The 15,953-nt window shown below is 57.6% G+C and carries 15 protein-coding genes; 6 read left to right on the forward strand and 9 right to left on the reverse strand.

What is annotated here, in order from left to right:
• Both Q354_RS0108650 and Q354_RS0108655 read left to right on the forward strand, forming a co-directional pair.
• Entirely contained in the window at window positions 1-1,071 is a 1,071-nt protein-coding gene (locus Q354_RS0108650) for an AraC family transcriptional regulator (RefSeq protein WP_027857258.1), read from the forward strand.
• Between the two features lie 114 nt (window positions 1,072-1,185).
• Window positions 1,186-1,644: a hypothetical protein gene (locus tag Q354_RS0108655; RefSeq protein ID WP_027857259.1), complete on the forward strand. Its 459-nt coding sequence runs from the start codon at window positions 1,186-1,188 to the stop codon at window positions 1,642-1,644.
• A 183-nt stretch (window positions 1,645-1,827) separates the two neighbouring features.
• Here Q354_RS0108655 and Q354_RS0108660 read toward each other — a convergent pair whose 3' ends face one another.
• Window positions 1,828-3,609 carry a DEAD/DEAH box helicase gene (locus Q354_RS0108660; protein WP_027857260.1) on the reverse strand — a complete coding sequence of 594 codons (1,782 nt, stop codon included), beginning with the start codon at window positions 3,607-3,609 and terminating at the stop codon, window positions 1,828-1,830.
• A gap of 446 nt (window positions 3,610-4,055) precedes the next feature.
• On the opposite strand from Q354_RS0108660, the gene Q354_RS0108665 reads away from it, so the two are divergent.
• Window positions 4,056-5,618 (forward strand): methyl-accepting chemotaxis protein, encoded by a 1,563-nt coding sequence (locus Q354_RS0108665; protein ID WP_027857261.1) that lies wholly within the window; start codon window positions 4,056-4,058, stop codon window positions 5,616-5,618.
• Window positions 5,619-5,730: 112 nt separating this feature from the next.
• Here the strand turns inward: Q354_RS0108665 and Q354_RS25095 are convergent, their stop codons facing one another.
• From Q354_RS25095 to bufA2, 4 genes are all read right to left on the reverse strand, one after another.
• Window positions 5,731-6,345, reverse strand: coding sequence for a hypothetical protein (locus Q354_RS25095; RefSeq protein WP_051559996.1), 615 nt, complete (start codon window positions 6,343-6,345; stop codon window positions 5,731-5,733).
• Window positions 6,346-6,390: 45 nt separating this feature from the next.
• A complete protein-coding gene (locus Q354_RS0108675; protein ID WP_027857262.1) occupies window positions 6,391-7,164 on the reverse strand; it encodes an HvfC/BufC N-terminal domain-containing protein in 774 nt (257 codons plus the stop codon).
• Window positions 7,161-8,036, reverse strand: a complete 876-nt coding sequence (bufB, locus tag Q354_RS25100) for an MNIO family bufferin maturase (protein WP_036229056.1) — start codon at window positions 8,034-8,036, stop codon at window positions 7,161-7,163. Before bufB ends, Q354_RS0108675 begins: the two co-directional genes overlap by 4 nt.
• 70 nt (window positions 8,037-8,106) lie before the next feature.
• Window positions 8,107-8,574 (reverse strand): BufA2 family periplasmic bufferin-type metallophore, encoded by a 468-nt coding sequence (gene bufA2, locus Q354_RS0108685; protein WP_027857263.1) that lies wholly within the window; start codon window positions 8,572-8,574, stop codon window positions 8,107-8,109.
• Window positions 8,575-9,152: 578 nt separating this feature from the next.
• Here bufA2 and Q354_RS25105 point away from each other — a divergent pair.
• Window positions 9,153-10,247 carry a tRNA-queuosine alpha-mannosyltransferase domain-containing protein gene (locus Q354_RS25105; RefSeq protein WP_036229059.1) on the forward strand — a complete coding sequence of 365 codons (1,095 nt, stop codon included), beginning with the start codon at window positions 9,153-9,155 and terminating at the stop codon, window positions 10,245-10,247.
• A gap of 15 nt (window positions 10,248-10,262) precedes the next feature.
• Here the strand turns inward: Q354_RS25105 and Q354_RS0108695 are convergent, their stop codons facing one another.
• Window positions 10,263-10,772: a retropepsin-like aspartic protease family protein gene (locus tag Q354_RS0108695; RefSeq protein WP_027857264.1), complete on the reverse strand. Its 510-nt coding sequence runs from the start codon at window positions 10,770-10,772 to the stop codon at window positions 10,263-10,265.
• 167 nt (window positions 10,773-10,939) lie between these two features.
• Window positions 10,940-11,638, reverse strand: a complete 699-nt coding sequence (locus Q354_RS0108700; RefSeq protein WP_027857265.1) for an aspartate/glutamate racemase family protein — start codon at window positions 11,636-11,638, stop codon at window positions 10,940-10,942.
• 160 nt (window positions 11,639-11,798) lie between these two features.
• Between Q354_RS0108700 and Q354_RS0108705 the strand changes: the two genes are divergently transcribed.
• Together Q354_RS0108705 and Q354_RS0108710 are read left to right on the forward strand one after the other, a co-directional pair.
• Window positions 11,799-12,251, forward strand: a complete 453-nt coding sequence (locus Q354_RS0108705) for a YaiI/YqxD family protein (RefSeq protein ID WP_027857266.1) — start codon at window positions 11,799-11,801, stop codon at window positions 12,249-12,251.
• Window positions 12,248-13,702: a cobyric acid synthase gene (locus tag Q354_RS0108710; protein ID WP_027857267.1), complete on the forward strand. Its 1,455-nt coding sequence runs from the start codon at window positions 12,248-12,250 to the stop codon at window positions 13,700-13,702. Before Q354_RS0108705 ends, Q354_RS0108710 begins: the two co-directional genes overlap by 4 nt.
• 123 nt (window positions 13,703-13,825) lie before the next feature.
• Here Q354_RS0108710 and Q354_RS0108715 read toward each other — a convergent pair whose 3' ends face one another.
• The gene (locus Q354_RS0108715) at window positions 13,826-14,758 is read right to left on the reverse strand and encodes a LysR family transcriptional regulator (protein ID WP_027857268.1); all 933 of its coding nucleotides are present in this window, start codon (window positions 14,756-14,758) and stop codon (window positions 13,826-13,828) included.
• A 233-nt stretch (window positions 14,759-14,991) separates the two neighbouring features.
• Complete coding sequence (locus Q354_RS0108720) at window positions 14,992-15,939, reverse strand: Bug family tripartite tricarboxylate transporter substrate binding protein (RefSeq protein WP_027857269.1); 948 nt, start codon at window positions 15,937-15,939, stop codon at window positions 14,992-14,994.
• Window positions 15,940-15,953 lie beyond the last annotated feature (14 nt).

Below are 15,953 nucleotides of genomic sequence, written 5' to 3' on the forward strand. Positions count from 1 at the left end.
ATGAAAAACAGGGGCATGGTATCGACTAACTATGTGCGTCATCTGCTCAATCAGGCCCGCTCTCAGGGCTATGATGTGGATAGCCTGCTGCAGGAAGCCGGACTCAGCAGCGATGCGATCGATAAACGTGCTGAGTTTGCCGCTGATACCTTCGGCCAGCTTTACCAGCGGATGATGTGGATCGCCCAGGATGAGTATTTCGGCATGCTGGGCGGTGGCAAGGTGCCCAATGGCACCTTCCGCATGATGTGTTACAGCATTATCCATGCGAAGACGCTGGAGAAGGCGATCTACCGGGCCAGTGATTTCCATGAGATCTGCCGCGGCACCCAGGTGAAGCCGCTGCTGGTGCGCAAGGGTCGCTATGCCAAGGTATCGATTGCCGCCACCTCCGCCGCTTCACTGGATATCGACGAGATGTTGCGTAACGAGCAGCCCGAGCGTATCCGCACCTCGCTGTCGATGTGGCATAACTTTATCTGCTGGCTGATCGGCAGCCGGGTGGACCTGAAGGCGGTCTATTTCGGCTTTGATGAGCCGCAGGATACCGCGACCTACCAGCAGATCTTCCAGTCGGAAGTGCGATTCTGCCAGCATGACAGCGCTTTTGTCTTTCCGGCGTACTACCTCGATTACCCGATCGTCCACACCGATGACAGCTTACGGGTGTTCCTGAAAACGGCCCCGTATCAGCTGATTGTCACCGTCAATGACGACCGCAGCCTGACATCCCAGGTGGTGGCACTGCTGGGGCGGGACTTTACCCGCGAGGTGCTGAGTGCCGAGGAGGTGGCCGGGCGGCTGAACATGTCGGTTTCAACCCTGAGGCGCCGGCTGATGGAGGAGGGCAGCTCCTACCAGAAGATCAAGGATGAGTGCCGCAAGCAGGCGGCGATCGAGTATATGAACTCGCCACAGCTGTCGATCAATGATGTTGCCAGTCTGATGGGATTTGAAGAGCCGTCGGCGTTCTTCCGCTCGTTTAAGAAGTGGACCGGGATGACGCCGGGCAGTTACCGCAAGAGTGACGAGTACCGGGCACGCCTGGCCGGAATGGTTGCGGATGCCTGAGCTGGCCTTGGTGTATCGACGGGGATAATTGATAGGGACTAAAGTGCTGTTTCCCGCAGACTGCTGCTAAGTTATATAGGTAATATTTCTGATGAGCTTTTGCCGGGAGTGGTTATGCGATCGTATAGTTCATCTGCAACTAATCTGGCCCGCCAGCATCACCGACCGGTTGTCCGGCTGTTAAATCAGTTTGATGCCCTTACCGTTCGGGTGGATGTGATTGCGATTGAGTTTGGCGTGCACTGCTTTACCGTAGACAGCTGGAATTACAGCGATGCTGTCAGTTTTGGTCAGAGTGAAACTGACCCTGAAGTCTATCTCTATCGGGAGCTGAAGCTGTCGCTGAGGCTGGAGGGGCTGGCGGTTGTGCTCTGGATCAGCGATGAACTGAATATGGAACAGCCGTCTGTGATGCTATCGCCGGATTACGGTGAAGAGTGGCAGCAGGTTGAGCGTGCGCGGTTGCGCTTGTTATTTGGTGCCGAGATCACTGGCAATGAGTTGTCAGAGTGGCTGGAGATTCCGATTGCCCGTCTCAGATTGCGGGTGAATGGGCAGTTGCTGCGGGCCTGACCGGTGCGGTGTCGCTAAGGCGGTGATTCAGGGCTGCTGGGGTGTAGGGACGGGATATAGGACGCCGCCTGCAGCGGAAGGGGGAGCGTGCAGGCGGCGAAGGGGTTTAACTTTTTCAGCGAAACCGTTCAGACAAAGGATTAAGCTGTCGGCCTGATGCCAACAGCTTAACGATAGTATGTCTTACTTGTCCTGCTTTTTCGGTGCCGGACGGTCGCCACGGCCGCGGTGCGGACGCTTGTTACGTGCGTTGCGTGGCGGGCGACGACCGGAATCATTGGCAACCGATTCGATCTTCAGGCGCTGGCCGCAAACGTAGACACGTCCCAGGGCCTGCATCGCTTCTTTCGACATGCCTGCTGGCAGGTCGACCGTACTGAACTCGTCGTAGATCTCGATCTGACCGATAAATTCTGCTTTCAGGTTCGCTTCGTTGGCGATAGCGCCAACGATGTTTTTCGGCAGTACACCGTGCTCGTGGCCGACGGATACGCGGAAACGCTCCATTGCGACTTCTGGCTTACCTTTCAGCGGGCGGGCATCCTTAGAGAACTCACCACGACGACGATCACGACGCTGGCGGCCATCTTCACGATCGCCGCGGTCTCCACGATCGCCACGATCACGTTCCGGACGCGGCTCGCGCTCAGAGATCAGCAGCGGGGTTTTGCCCTGCAGCAGGTGAGCCAGTGCAGCTGCGATGTGCAGTGGATCTGAATCGTGTTCCTGCTGGTAGTCGGCCAGGATATCCAGGAACAGCGAAGTGTCCGTGCTATCCATGGTTTCGCTGATGCGCTGCTTGAAGCGGTCAACACGCTTTACGTTGATATCCGCAGCGCTTGGCAGGTCCATGCGTTCGATCGGCTGGTTGGTCGCGCGTTCGATAGAGCGCAGCATGCGGAACTCGCGTGGCGCAACAAACAGGATCGCTTCACCTTCACGGCCGGCACGGCCGGTACGGCCGATACGGTGAACGTAGGATTCAGTATCGTAAGGGATGTCATAGTTCAGTACGTGGCTGATACGCTCAACGTCCAGACCACGGGCAACAACATCGGTGGCAACCAGAATGTCTGTTTTACCGTTTTTCAGGCGCTCAACAGTACGTTCACGCTGCTGCTGGGACATGTCGCCGTTCAGGGCTTCAGCCGCATAACCGCGTGCGGACAGCTTTTCGGCCAGCTCTTCGGTTGCGGACTTGGTGCGCACGAAGGTCAGCATGGCATCGAACTGCTGCAGCTCAAGGATACGGGTCAGGGCGTCCAGCTTATGCAGGCCGCTTACACGCCAGTACTTCTGCTTGATAGTGGTTGCAGTAGCCGTTTTACCGGCAATCTTCACTTCCTGCGCATCGTTCAGGTATTTCTGTGCCACGCGCTTGATCTGAGACGGCATGGTGGCAGAGAACAGTGCGATCTGGCGGCCAGCCGGGGTGTGGTCCAGAACCCATTCCACATCATCGATGAAGCCCATGCGCAGCATTTCGTCGGCTTCGTCCAGTACCAGCGCTTCCAGGTTATCCAGGTTCAGGGAGCCACGACGGATGTGATCCATCACACGGCCAGGAGTACCTACAACAACCTGAGCACCACGACGCAGCTGACGCAGCTGAGAGTCGTAAGCCTGGCCGCCGTAAATAGGCAGTACGTGGAAGTCTGGAATGTATTTAGCGTAAGTCTGGCACGCTTCAGCAACCTGGATTGCCAGTTCGCGTGTTGGTGCCAGTACCAGCATCTGAGTGTTGTTGCTTTTGGTATTCAGGCGGCTCAGCAGCGGCAGCGCGAAAGCTGCAGTCTTACCGGTACCTGTCTGTGCCATGCCCAGAATATCGCGACCTTCGAGCAGGTGAGGGATACTAGCGGCCTGGATTGGAGTCGGGGATTCATATCCGACTTCATTAAGTGCGCGAAGAATTGGTTCTGCTACCCCTAGAGAGGTAAAAGTGGGCTGGCCGCCTTCAGACATGCAATGAATACCTGTGAATTTTTAAAGAGGAGTGTACTGCGGAGTGCAGATACACCGGGCTGGAAAAAGTGCGCCATTATACTGATCCGACAGGGCCGAGTCTATTACTTATTGGTAATGGACGGTCGTTTTCGGATAACTGTGCAATAAAGATAGATGAAAGCGGATAGTTGTCCAGCCGGGGAGGACCGAATCCGCTGCCATCCGCTTCTGCCTGCCGGAAAACCCTGATAAACAACAGTTTTCTGAGAGAGTCTCTAATACGAAGGGGTTACGACATTATTCTTATTTCTGGTTTATTTACTATTACTTCTTGCAGTAGTATTGCGCCGGCTCTGGTACAGACTGACTGGTCTGTATGGAGGGCCTGACTGGTCGTACGGGTGGCCTGACTGCCCGGCGTCGGCCGCAATCAGCAATAGACGATAAAGGGCGGACATCGAAACATGGGGCTACAACAGGGAGTGAGTGGACGGGAGGTCAATTACGCCGCTGACGTACGACTGATCTCAACCACCGATCTGAACGGAACGATCACTTATGCTAATAAAGAGTTTTGTGATGTCGCCGGCTACTCTGCCGAAGAACTGATCGGCCAGCCTCACAATATAGTCCGTCACCCGGATATGCCGAAGGAAGCGTTTCAGGATCTCTGGAGCCACCTTAAGCAGGGCAAGCCCTGGATGGGACTGGTCAAAAACCGCTGCAAGAACGGAGACCACTACTGGGTACAGGCTTACGTTATGCCGGTGTATGACGCCCAGGGCAGGCCTTCGGGCTACCAGTCCGTGCGCACCCGCCCGGACGAGGCCAAAAAGCGCCAGGCAGAGAAGCTCTATAGCCGGCTGCGCAATGGCGACCAACGTATGTTGCGTAAGCGGGTGCCGATGCAGGTCGAGATGATGTCGATCTTTGCGGCACTGATACCGGCGATGATTCTGGTGACCTCATTCGACCTGTCCGTCTGGTTCAGTGGCCTGTTACAGGCGCTGCTTATTATTGTTGCGGCCAGTATGGCCTATGCCCGCCTGCGTCCGTTACAGCAGTTGGCGGAGGAGTCGCTGGCCGTCTACAACAACCCGCTGGCGCAGGTTGTTTTCACTAACCGTGGCGACGAGGCCGGTGCGGCGGAGTTGATGCGGCAGACCTATCGGGCGCGGATGCGCACTTTGATCGGACGCCTGGAAGACTCTATCGATACGCTGGCGCGGGTCACTGACACCACCAACGATGCCCTGAGTGAAACCCGTCGCGGTATAGAGCAACAGAATGCGGAGACCAGCCAGGTCGCCAGTGCTGCCCACCAGATGGCCGCCTCGGCGCATGAGGTGGCTCAGCACACGGCTGAAACCTCGGATGAAACCCATCACGCCAAGGATGAGGCGCTGCGCGGTAAAGCCTTGCTGCTGACGGCGGTGGATTCGATCCGGCAGCTGCAGGATGAGGTGGTCGTAGCGTCCGGCAGTGCGCAGCAGCTGCGCAGCCAGATGGATGCCGTTGGCAGTATTGTCGATATGATCAATGATATTGCCGACCAGACCAATCTGCTGGCGCTGAATGCGGCGATTGAAGCGGCCCGGGCGGGTGAACAGGGGCGGGGTTTTGCGGTGGTGGCCGATGAGGTGCGGACACTGGCGCAGCGCACCCAGACTTCGACAGCGGAAATTCAGAGCACGATCGATCAGATGGGCAAGTACGTTAACCAGACCGTCGCCACCATGGAAACCAGCCAGCAGAAAGCGGAGCTGGGGATCGCTAAGGCGCATGAAGTGGATCAGGCGATCGATACCCTGACCGATCTGCTGAACGGTGTGGCGGATCGCTGCCTGCAGACGGCCAGTGCCTCAGAAGAGCAGTCCAGTGTGTCTGAAACCATCAGTCACAATGTCCTGGCGATCAGTCAGGCATCGGACAGCAACCTGAAAGCGGTTGAGACCACGACGGATGCCAGCCAGCAGCTACAGAAGCTGGTGGATGATCTGAACTCCTCTCTGCGGGCATTTAGTTAAGGAACCCGCGAATAGGCCCGAAACGCCTCTGGCCTTCAGAGCCATTCGAGACCAAGGCAGTGACCGGCGTTAAGCTGCCTGCCTGGCGAAAACCCTGTTTGTTCGGTCTGCATTATCCCTCGCCACGGTTGTATTCCGTCGGCGAGAGGATATGCAGCTTCTCCACGTAGAACAGCTCACAGGCGCCCTGGCCGGTGTCGTCCCGGCTCAGCGAGGTCTTCCAGAGACTGCCGTCCCTGCCCCGGGCATCCACCAGATAGCCTTCCATCGACACCACCTGATCCACATCGACCGATTTCAGCGCGTCTGAGACCTGGTCGTTGGCCGGGATCATATGGACGTTGGCGCTGCTGTTACGCACCTGGCGTCGCGCGATCGGCAGGTTATAGCTTTTCCAGTAATACCAGCGATTGGACTGAGAAATCTCAAACTTCTCCAGCACGCTGGAATCTGACATCGGGCCCCAGCCCAGGGCCAGGTCGGTGGGGGATATATCGGATTCCTTGTCGAGGAAATAGTCTTCGCGCGCCAGTACCCGGGCGGTGATCAGGTAGAACGCCTTGGGCGAAAGCTGGAAATCACGGTACTCAATATCGGTCAGGTTAGACTGTTTCAGCTGAACGGGCGCGCGCGGGGCCAGTTCACCGGCGGGCAGCTCGCCGGGTTCGCGGTCGATCCAGGCGATGCTTAGCGCGGCGATAAAGATAACAAGCAGGATGCGGAACATCGGGCACCTCAGGGCAGATCTTTGCAACAGTCTGTGTCCCCCAGGTCAGATCAGACGGCAGATCAGCCCTTTATTCAGCCACTGTTGCAGTGTTTCAAATAGTAAAGCCCCGGCTTCCTGCTCGGGTATCAGTTGCAGCAGGTGATCGGCAGCCCCGGCCAGCGTATCACCCTGCAGGAAACGTTGCAGAAGTAATCGTTCCGGCGCGTCCAGCGAACTGAACTCGGTCAGCCGCTGTCTGTTGCGCCAGAGCATCCAGTGGTTTTCCCGCTGGCGCAGTGGCGGCGGTGGCCGTTCGGCTTTCAGCGCCTGCCAGATCTCGACAACGTTGTAGTCACTACTAAATAGTTGCAGGCCGGGGTGAAAGCGCAAGTGCAATCCGGGCCATTGTTCGGCCGGCAGCTGTTGCAGCTCAGACAGTTCAGCCTGTGTGGCATCGGGAGCGTCGAACACATCCATCAGCAGGCGTTCAAAGCGGGCCAGGCCGGCAATCTGGGGATGCTCACAAAAGGGCGCCTGACTGGCAAGGAAGGCCGGCAGGTTGTCGGCAAAGTGGCGTAGCGAGCGGTATCGCGAGGGGTATTGCTCAATATAGCCCGCCACCATCTGGCGATAGAGATCGTCGCCCAGGTACTGGCCCAGTACCGGCAGGTCGCTGTCGAGGGTTTCCCTCAGCCGCACCCGGTAGGCGTTATGGTAGATGCCCAGCCTCAGTTCGGTGCTGATGTTACCCTGCTGACCGATATGTGCCGCTATATCGCTGGAGTGGCCGCGCAGGTAGTCCAGCAGCTGTCGTTGTCTCTCTTTCAGGCTGTTCACAGGCGGGCTTCCCGGGCCTGGGGGTGGCAGTCGGGGCGGGCGAAGAGTGCCGGGCAGGTTTCATGGGCGATCGTTCTGGCCTGGTCCAGCTCCCGCAGCAATTCTTCGAGGGGCGGGATATGGTCGTCACGTTCGATCATGGTGCTGACTGCACCGAAGCGCTTCAGGGCGTCGGCATATAGCTGCCACACCGGATCGACCACCGGGTGGTCGTGGGTGTCGATCACGTAGTCGCCGTAATCGCTATGGCCGGCAAGATGGAACTGACGTACCGGGGCAACCGGGATGGCGTTAAGGTAATCCAGCGCATCAAAGCCGTGGTTGCGCGCGCTGACATAGATATTGTTGATATCCAGCAACATCAGGCAGTCCGCCTTTTCCACCACCTGACAATAGAATTCCCACTCGGTCATCTCCGATTCCCGGTAGGAGAGGTAACTGGAAACATTCTCCAGCAGAATCTGGCGGCCAAGATAGTCCTGTACCTGGCTGATGCGTTCTGCCACATGATTCAGCGCTTCTTCGGTGTAGGGCAGCGGCAGCAGGTCGTGGCTGTTCAGGCCATCGACCCCGGTCCAGCAGAGATGGTCAGAGATCCATTGCGGCTGTAGCTCGTTGGCCAGCGTTTTCAGGCGGCGCAGGTAATCCCGGTCGAGGGGATCGGTCGAACCGATCGACATCGAGACGCCGTGCATCACCATCGGATAATGTTCGCGTATCTGGTGCAGGTAGTAGCGGGGTTTACCGCCATCCACCATAAAGTTCTCAGAGATCACTTCAAGCCAGTCGACCTGCGGCCGCTCTGGCTGCAGAAAGTCATGGAAGTGCTGGGTTCGCAATCCGAGCCCGAAACCGAGGAAGTGATCCTTCATAGAAATGCTCCTGCAGATAACAGACCGGGAGGGCAGGCCTCCCGGATAACAACCTGGCTGTTAATACGCCTTAGCTGGTGCTGCCGCCAATGGCTTCGCAGGACTTTGCAGTGGTCATGACAAAGCCCTGGCCCTTACAGGATGCCTGACCGGCACAGGAGTTGCTCGCAGTCTTACAGTCGTTGTGGCCCTTGCACTGGTTAACACCGAAGCACTGGGTCAGGTCGGCCTTGGCGATCGCGCCACGCCAGTCATCTTCCATTCGGCCGCCGACATCGGCACAGGCCTTGGATGGCATGCCGACGAACCCGCTGCCTTTACAGGAACCCTGGCCGCCGCAGGCGTTATTGGCACCGCCGCAGTCATTATGGCCCTTACATTTGTTGACGCCGTAGCAGTGAATCAGATCAGACTCGGCATCGGCGGCCCCATAGGCCTGACTGTTATCTTTAGGTGCAGTGGAAGAGCAGGCGGCCAGACCGGCTGCAGCCAGTGCGACGGAGATACCACCTAATTTAGGACTGAGGTTTGTTTTCATTGTTGTAGATCCTTGGGTCAGGGTTTATCTGAACCTCTGCCAGCGGCAATGCAGTTTACAGTCACTCGGTTACCCGTTGTCGGAGTACCGGCCACCAGCCTGAAAACATCCTCCCCATCTGGGGCTGACGCTGCCTGATTCAGCTATGAAAAGGGTACGGCTGCATGGAATGTCGCGTTTGCTGCGGTCCTTGCGGCTGTATCCTGAAGTTTTGTTCAAAAGTTGGAGTGGGGCAGGTGGAAATTTGTTCAATAAAAATTAAATTTTTTTAATCTTTGGTCGGAAGGGTATGCGGTGCAGGGGATACCGTCATCCTGCAGACAAGAAAAAGCCCGCAGTTGGGGGACCGCAGGCTGAGAAGAAAGGAGATTACTCCTGACACTGACAGCAGCTGTTGGGGATAGCTGCCGAAAGCGATGAAAGTAAGCTTATTGTTTTTAATGTGCCCGATAAATAGCGGTTTGTTTAATAGATTGTTGCAGAAAATGATATTGAATCGATTTTTGATCTGTCTGGTGGTGGATTCACTGAGGGCGCTGCAGGCACAATAGCCCCTTTTTCAGGCCCGACCGACTCCTATGCGAATCCTGCTGTTATCTGCTTACGATGCCGCCAGTCATGGTTACTGGCATAAGGCACTGACTGCTCAGTTTCCGTCTGCTGACTGGACCGTACTGACGCTGCCGCCTCGCTACTTCGCCTGGCGATTGCGAGGCAACAGCCTCAGCTGGGCCTTCGGTGAACGGCAAACGCTGGAGCAGGGTTATGACCTGGTGATCGCCACCTCGATGACCGACCTGTCGGCACTGCGCGGTTTTGTCCCGGCGTTGGCAAGCACGCCGACGATCGTCTACTTTCACGAAAACCAGTTCGCCTATCCGGAATCGGGCAAGGAGTACGGCAGCGTCGAGCCGAAGATCCTCAATATCTACACCGCGCTGGCGGCGGACCGGGTGCTGTTTAACACCGACTACAACCGCCAGACCTTTCTCAAGGGGGCCCGTGCGCTGCTGAAGAAGCTGCCGGATCAGGTCCCGGCCGGGTTGATCGACCGTATTGAAAAGTCTTCTGCGGTGCTGCCGGTACCGCTGCCAGAGCCGGTTTTCCTGCCCCATCAGCCGCAACCGGGGCCATTGCAGCTGATCTGGAATCACCGCTGGGAGTTCGACAAGGGGCCGGAACTGTTACTGGCGATGCTGGCCGAACTCGATCAGCGGGGTATTGATATCCGCCTGCATATGGTGGGGCAGCAGTTCCGCCGCATGCCAGCGGTGTTCGATCAGATTCTGGCCGACTACCCGCATTTGCTGGGCCGTAGCGGCTTTATCGACTCGGTGGCGGAATATCGCCAGCTGCTGCAGCAATCCGAAATCGTCCTCTCCACCGCGCTGCATGATTTCCAGGGTATCGCGGTGCTGGAAGCTGTTGCGGCCGGTTGTATCCCGCTGGTGCCAGACCGGCTGGCCTATCCTGAGCTGTTTCCGGCCGATTGCCTCTATCGCAGCGGCAAGGGCGAGACAGAGGATCTGGTGGCGCGTATTGCCACTTATGCAGCAGCCAAAGCCAAAGCTGAGATGAGGTCGGCACCGGCTATTCATAACCTGGGCTGGGACCAGCTTCGCCCGGATTATGCCAATGAAATGGCGACAGTCAGCGGCTTCGGTATCGACTGAAGTAGCCGGGGGAGACTATAGGCGCAGCGTCAGTTTGCCATCACGCTGGATCATCTCCAGGTGGCGCATAAAGCTCATCCCCAGTAATACCGTATCGCCGTGCATATGTGGATTGATATTGGCGCGGATATTCCGTAGCCGGATGGGGCCGATGGCGACGCTGTCGAGGCTGATGTTTTCCACCGAGATAGTGCCGTTGGCGGTGTTGACCCGGCTGTAACCGTGACCGTCCAGTTGCAGGCGATCGGCCACTGCTGCGGGGATGCTGATGGCGGTTGCGCCGGTATCGAGCAGGAAGGTCACCGGTTGGCCATTGATGCTGCCGGAGACCACGTAGTGGCCATAGCTGTTACGTTTCAGTACGACTTCGCGGCCTTCGCCGGTAGTGCTGAGCTGTGCATTGGGATTGAGACGATCGGCGTGCCAGTTGTTAAAGGCGATGGTCAGTACCGCCAGCAGCGTGATCCAGAAGGCATAGAACATATAGCGCCCGGCGGCGTATCCGGGCTGGTCAGATTCTCTCATGCGCGCATCCCCCTGCCTGTTCCTTTCGCAATCAGGCGTTTCCACTTGGTTCCCTTTTAAGATAGCCGCGAGCCGATCCGGAATAAAGTTTAATTTCAGGGACTTGGCGCTGATTCAGGACGGAACGCAGCGCCGGAAAGGCCTGGATAGCAGAGGATAGGTGGCGGTCAGTCTGCCGTGAGGGCGAACCGGATCGCACTGTCGGCATGGATCGCCGTGGTGTCATACAGCGGCATCGTCGTGTCTTCGGGGCTGACCAGCAGGGCGATCTCGGTGCAGCCGAGGATCACCGCCTCTGCCCCCTGTTGCCGCAGCTGTTCGATGATCTGCAGGTACTGCTGGCGGGAGTCATCGCGGACCTCGCCCAGGCACAGCTCGTCGTAGATCACCCGGTGTACCTGCTCCATACCCGCATCGTCGGGAATCACCACCTCGATACCAAAGTGATCGCTCAGGCGCTGCTTATAGAAATCCTGCTCCATGGTGAAGCGGGTACCGAGCAGCCCCACCCGACGCACCCCATCCTTTTGTAACTGCTCTGCCGTGGCATCAGCAATGTGCAGCAACGGAATATTGATGGCGTCACAGACCGGCTCTGCCACCTTGTGCATGGTATTGGTACAGATCAACAGGCAGTCGGCCCCGGCGGCCTCGACCTGAGCGGCTGCCTGCGCCAGTAATTCACCTGCACGGTGCCAGTCGCCCCGGTGTTGCAGAGCTTCGATCTCGGCGAAGTCGACGCTGTAGAGGGCGATCTTTGCCGAGTGCAGTCCGCCCAGTTGCTGTTTAATGCCGCGGTTGATCGCCTGATAATAGCTCAGGGTGGATTCCCAGCTCATACCGCCCAGTAGTCCGATGGTTTTCATTCCCTCGATTCCCCGCTTGAATTGATTGGCTGGAAGCAGCATGCCAGCCTTGTATCCGGCTGTCTTGTACGAATTTGTCCTGTGTCCTCAGAGCCACCGGCAGCGTTGGCCGATTTATGGTTTAATGCCCCAAATTTTCTGTGCAACAGGTTAACGAGCTATGCAGATCTGGGTTGATGCGGACGCCTGTCCCAAAGTGATTAAAGAGATTCTGTTCCGGGCGTCTGATCGTACTCAGGTGCCGGTGACGCTGGTGGCGAACCAGTACCTGCAGACACCGCCCTCCAAGCTGATCAATGCGATTCAGGTGCCGGCCGGGTTTGATGTGGCGGACAATCTGATTGTCGAGAAGCTGGCACCGGGTGATCTGGTGATTACGGCGGATATTCCGCTAGCGGCCGAGGTGATCGAGAAGGGCGGTCATGCCCTGAATCCCCGTGGCGAGATGTACACCCGGGACAATATCCGCCAGCGTCTGTCGATGCGCGACTTTATGGAAACCCTGCGCAATTCCGGTGTTGAGACCGGTGGCCCGGCAACCATGAATAATCATGACCGTCAGCAGTTTGCCAATAAGCTGGACCGCTTTCTCGCCAAGCATCATAAAGGATGAACAGATTGCGTAACCTGATGGTGCAGGGCACCACTTCCGATGCGGGTAAGAGTACTGTGGTAGCGGGCCTGTGCCGGGCGCTGCAGCGTCGTGGCGTACAGGTGGTGCCGTTTAAGCCGCAGAATATGGCGCTGAACTCCGCGGTGACCGCCGAGGGCGGCGAGATCGGCCGCGCCCAGGCGGTGCAGGCCCAGGCCTGTCGCCTGAGGCCCCATGTGGATATGAACCCGGTGTTGCTGAAACCTAATAGCGATATCGGTGCCCAGGTGATTATCCACGGCAAGGCGGTGGGCAATATGGAGGCGCGCGTCTATCACGGTTATAAGCCCACCGCGCTGAAGAAAGTACTGCAGTCCTGGCAGCGCCTCAACGACCAGTACCAGACGGTGATGGTGGAGGGGGCGGGCAGCCCGGCCGAGATCAACCTGCGCGAGAACGATATTGCCAATATGGGCTTTGCCGAAGCGGCTGATTGTCCGGTGGTGATCGTGGCGGATATCGATAAGGGCGGTGTCTTTGCCTCGCTGGTAGGCACGCTGGAGCTGCTCAGTCCTTCCGAACAAGCCCGGGTCGAGGGCTTTATCATCAACCGCTTCCGTGGTGATATCAGCCTGCTCCAGCCGGGGCTGGACTGGCTTGAACAGCGTACCGGTAAGAAGGTGTTTGGCGTGCTGCCCTACCTGATGGGCTTTCACCTGGAGGCGGAAGACGCGATCAGCCACCCGCAGCGTAATCAGGGCGCCGGGCTGAAGGTAGCGGCGCTGACCTACCCCCGCACCAGCAACCATACTGACCTGGATGCCCTGGCGCTGCATCCGCAGGTTGACCTGAGTATTGTCAGATATGGCGACTCGATTCCGGACTGCGACCTGATCCTGTTGCCGGGCAGTAAGAATGTCCGCAATGACCTTGAGGCGCTGCGTCAGCAGGGCTGGGAGGGGCAGATCCGGCGTCACCTGCGCTACGGCGGCAAGGTGCTGGGTGTCTGCGGTGGCTTCCAGATGCTGGGCCAGACCATTGCTGATCCGCAGGGGATCGAAGGCGCACCGGGCAGCAGTGCCGGACTGGGCTGGCTGCAGATCGATACGGTGCTTGAGGCCGATAAGCAGTTACATCAGGTACAGGGGGCGCTGAATCTGATGGGGGACGAGGCCAGTATCACCGGCTATGAGATCCATTGCGGCATCAGTCAGGGCGCGGATTGTGACAATGCGCCGGTGAGCCTGCCGGGCCGCCGTGATGGCGCCCTCAGTGCCGATGGTCAGGTGATGGGCACCTATCTGCATGGCCTGTTTGATGACAAAAATGCCCTGGCGCTGATCCTGCGCTGGGCCGGGTTGTCGCAGCCGCAGGCGTTCGATTATGAGGCGTTGCGCGAAGCAGAGATCGACCGGCTGGCGGACTCGGTAGAGCAGCACCTGCCGGAACTGCTGGCTTGGATCACGCGATAAAGCCGTTCTGATCGCCGGGGCATAGGCTATTTCAGCCTCTGCGCCTCGCTTTCACCACCTGACTGCCCGGTGATGCAGGTATCACACCTGATAAGCCGGGTTACTCCCCCAACGCAGGACGGGTTACTCGCCCCAGCGCAGGAACAGTTCCGGGTTTTCCATCACGTATTCGATGCGTTGACGCAGCAGGTCGGCAAACTCCAGGGTGATCATCGACGACGGTGTATCGGACGGAAACATAAGACCGATCCGCAGATAGACATCGGGCTGGAAGCGGCGGAACACCACTTTGCCAGGCTGGGCGTAGGTGGTGTAACCAAATGCTGAGATCGGATCGACCACCGATACTCCCAGTCCCCGTTCAACAAACTTAAGGGCCGGAATAAAGAAGCGGGTTTGCAGGCAGACATTCATCCGGTGTCCGCTGGCTTCGAACAGCTGCATCAGGTCGTGGAAGATCATATGATCCGGGTGCAGGGTGATCATCGGTTCCTCATCCAGCATCGCCGGTGTTATCACTTCGTGCTCGGCTAACGGATGGTCTGCGGGCAGTGCGCAGGTACACAGCAGTTCAAACATCTGGTTGTTGCCGACATTGGACTGGTGCTTGGACATCTCCGCCAGGCCCAGATCGTACTGGTTAGAGGCAATCCACTCCACCACCGCATCGGAGGTACGGGTTTGCAGGGAAGCCTGAATCTTGGGATGGGCCTCTAGAAAGTCGGCCAGAATATCCGGTATGAAGAAGTTGGACGGACCCGGCATGCAGCCGATGCGCAAAAAGCCGTACTGCTTGTTCTGGATATCCTGAACAGTCTGGCTGAGGTCCTGAATTCGGGAGAAGATCGCTTCTACCTCCTTGTAAAGGTAGTTAGCCTCCGGGGTCGGGTAAAGGCGCTTCTTGTGCCGCTCGAACAACTGGAAGCCGATCTCCTCTTCCAGCGAGCTAACCATCATGCTGACGGCGGGCTGGGTCCGAAAGAGCTGCTTAGCCGCCTGGGAAACCGAACCGGTCAACATAACGGCACGAAAGGCTTCCATCTGTTTGAGGTTCATTGTTCTGCCTTATTATCAGTTGCGCTGATGTTTTGCCCAGAAAACGGGTTTGGGAATTATGTTATAGGGTGATTAACGCTGTATAGCAACTGTTGCGGAGACGTTGTTGGCGGTCGGGGCTTTCAGCTGGATGCTGGTGCTGGCAGGGGCTGCGGTGGTTGTGGGAGAGAAACAGCGGCAACCCGGTGTTGCAGGATAGGGGCCGGGTTGCCGCTGGTATCGAAGCTAAGGTGTTACTTCTTCACACGCAGAGCTTCATTTTTGTAGATGCTGTAGGTCGCTTCAAGGTCTGCGATCCATTCAGGGCCGTGACGGAAGTCCACCAGGGCGCCGATGTTTTCGTAGGCTTTCAGTACTGCAGGATCTTTCATGACCTTGGCTGTCGCCGCTGCCAGCTTGTCTACAACTTCCTGAGGCACGCCTTTAGGTGCGAATACGCCGGACCAGCCGCCGAAGCTGCCCTTGATACCGTAGTCAGCATAGGTTGGCACGCCCGGGAAGGCATCCATCTTCTGGTCTATTACCAGTACGCGGGCACGGTCAGCTTTGACGTGCGGGCCGAATGCAGGCGGGAAGGACACGGCAGAATCGATGTGACCACCTACCACTTGTACCATGGAGTCCGCCGCACCTTTGCCGTGTACGTACTTAACCTTGTAGCCGGCCTGGTTGCCGATGATGTTCGCCATGATAGTGCCGGAAGATGACGCCCCCCAGGAACCCTGGGTGACAGTCTTGTTCTTCGCACCGGCGATGAAATCATCAAATGTTTTGTAAGGGCTGTCCTTAGATACCACAACGGCCAGCGGCACAGCGGTGTATTTTACAACCGGCTGGAAAGTGTCGAAGTTGTAAGGTGTCTTGGTGAAGTTAGGGGTCACCATCATGTTGCTTACGCCGGCGTTGATCAGCGTGTAGCCGTCAGCTTTAGCGCGAGCCACGAAAGAGGTACCCACGACACCGCCACCACCGGTCTTGTTGATAACAACCACTGGGACACCCAGCTCTTTCTCGACCGCGTCGGCCCAGATGCGGGTGGTCAGGTCGGAGTCACCGCCAGCGCCCCAGGGTACGATCACTTTGATCGGCTTCTCCGGGTAGTCTGCCATTGCAGCGCCCGCGGCGAAGGTCATGGTTACTGCGGTAGCGATGGATAGCAGGGTCTTTTTAGTGCTTTTCATACTTACTTCCTTCG

This window comes from Marinobacterium jannaschii DSM 6295 (genome assembly GCF_000620085.1).
Lineage (GTDB): Bacteria > Pseudomonadota > Gammaproteobacteria > Pseudomonadales > Balneatricaceae > Pontibacterium > Pontibacterium jannaschii.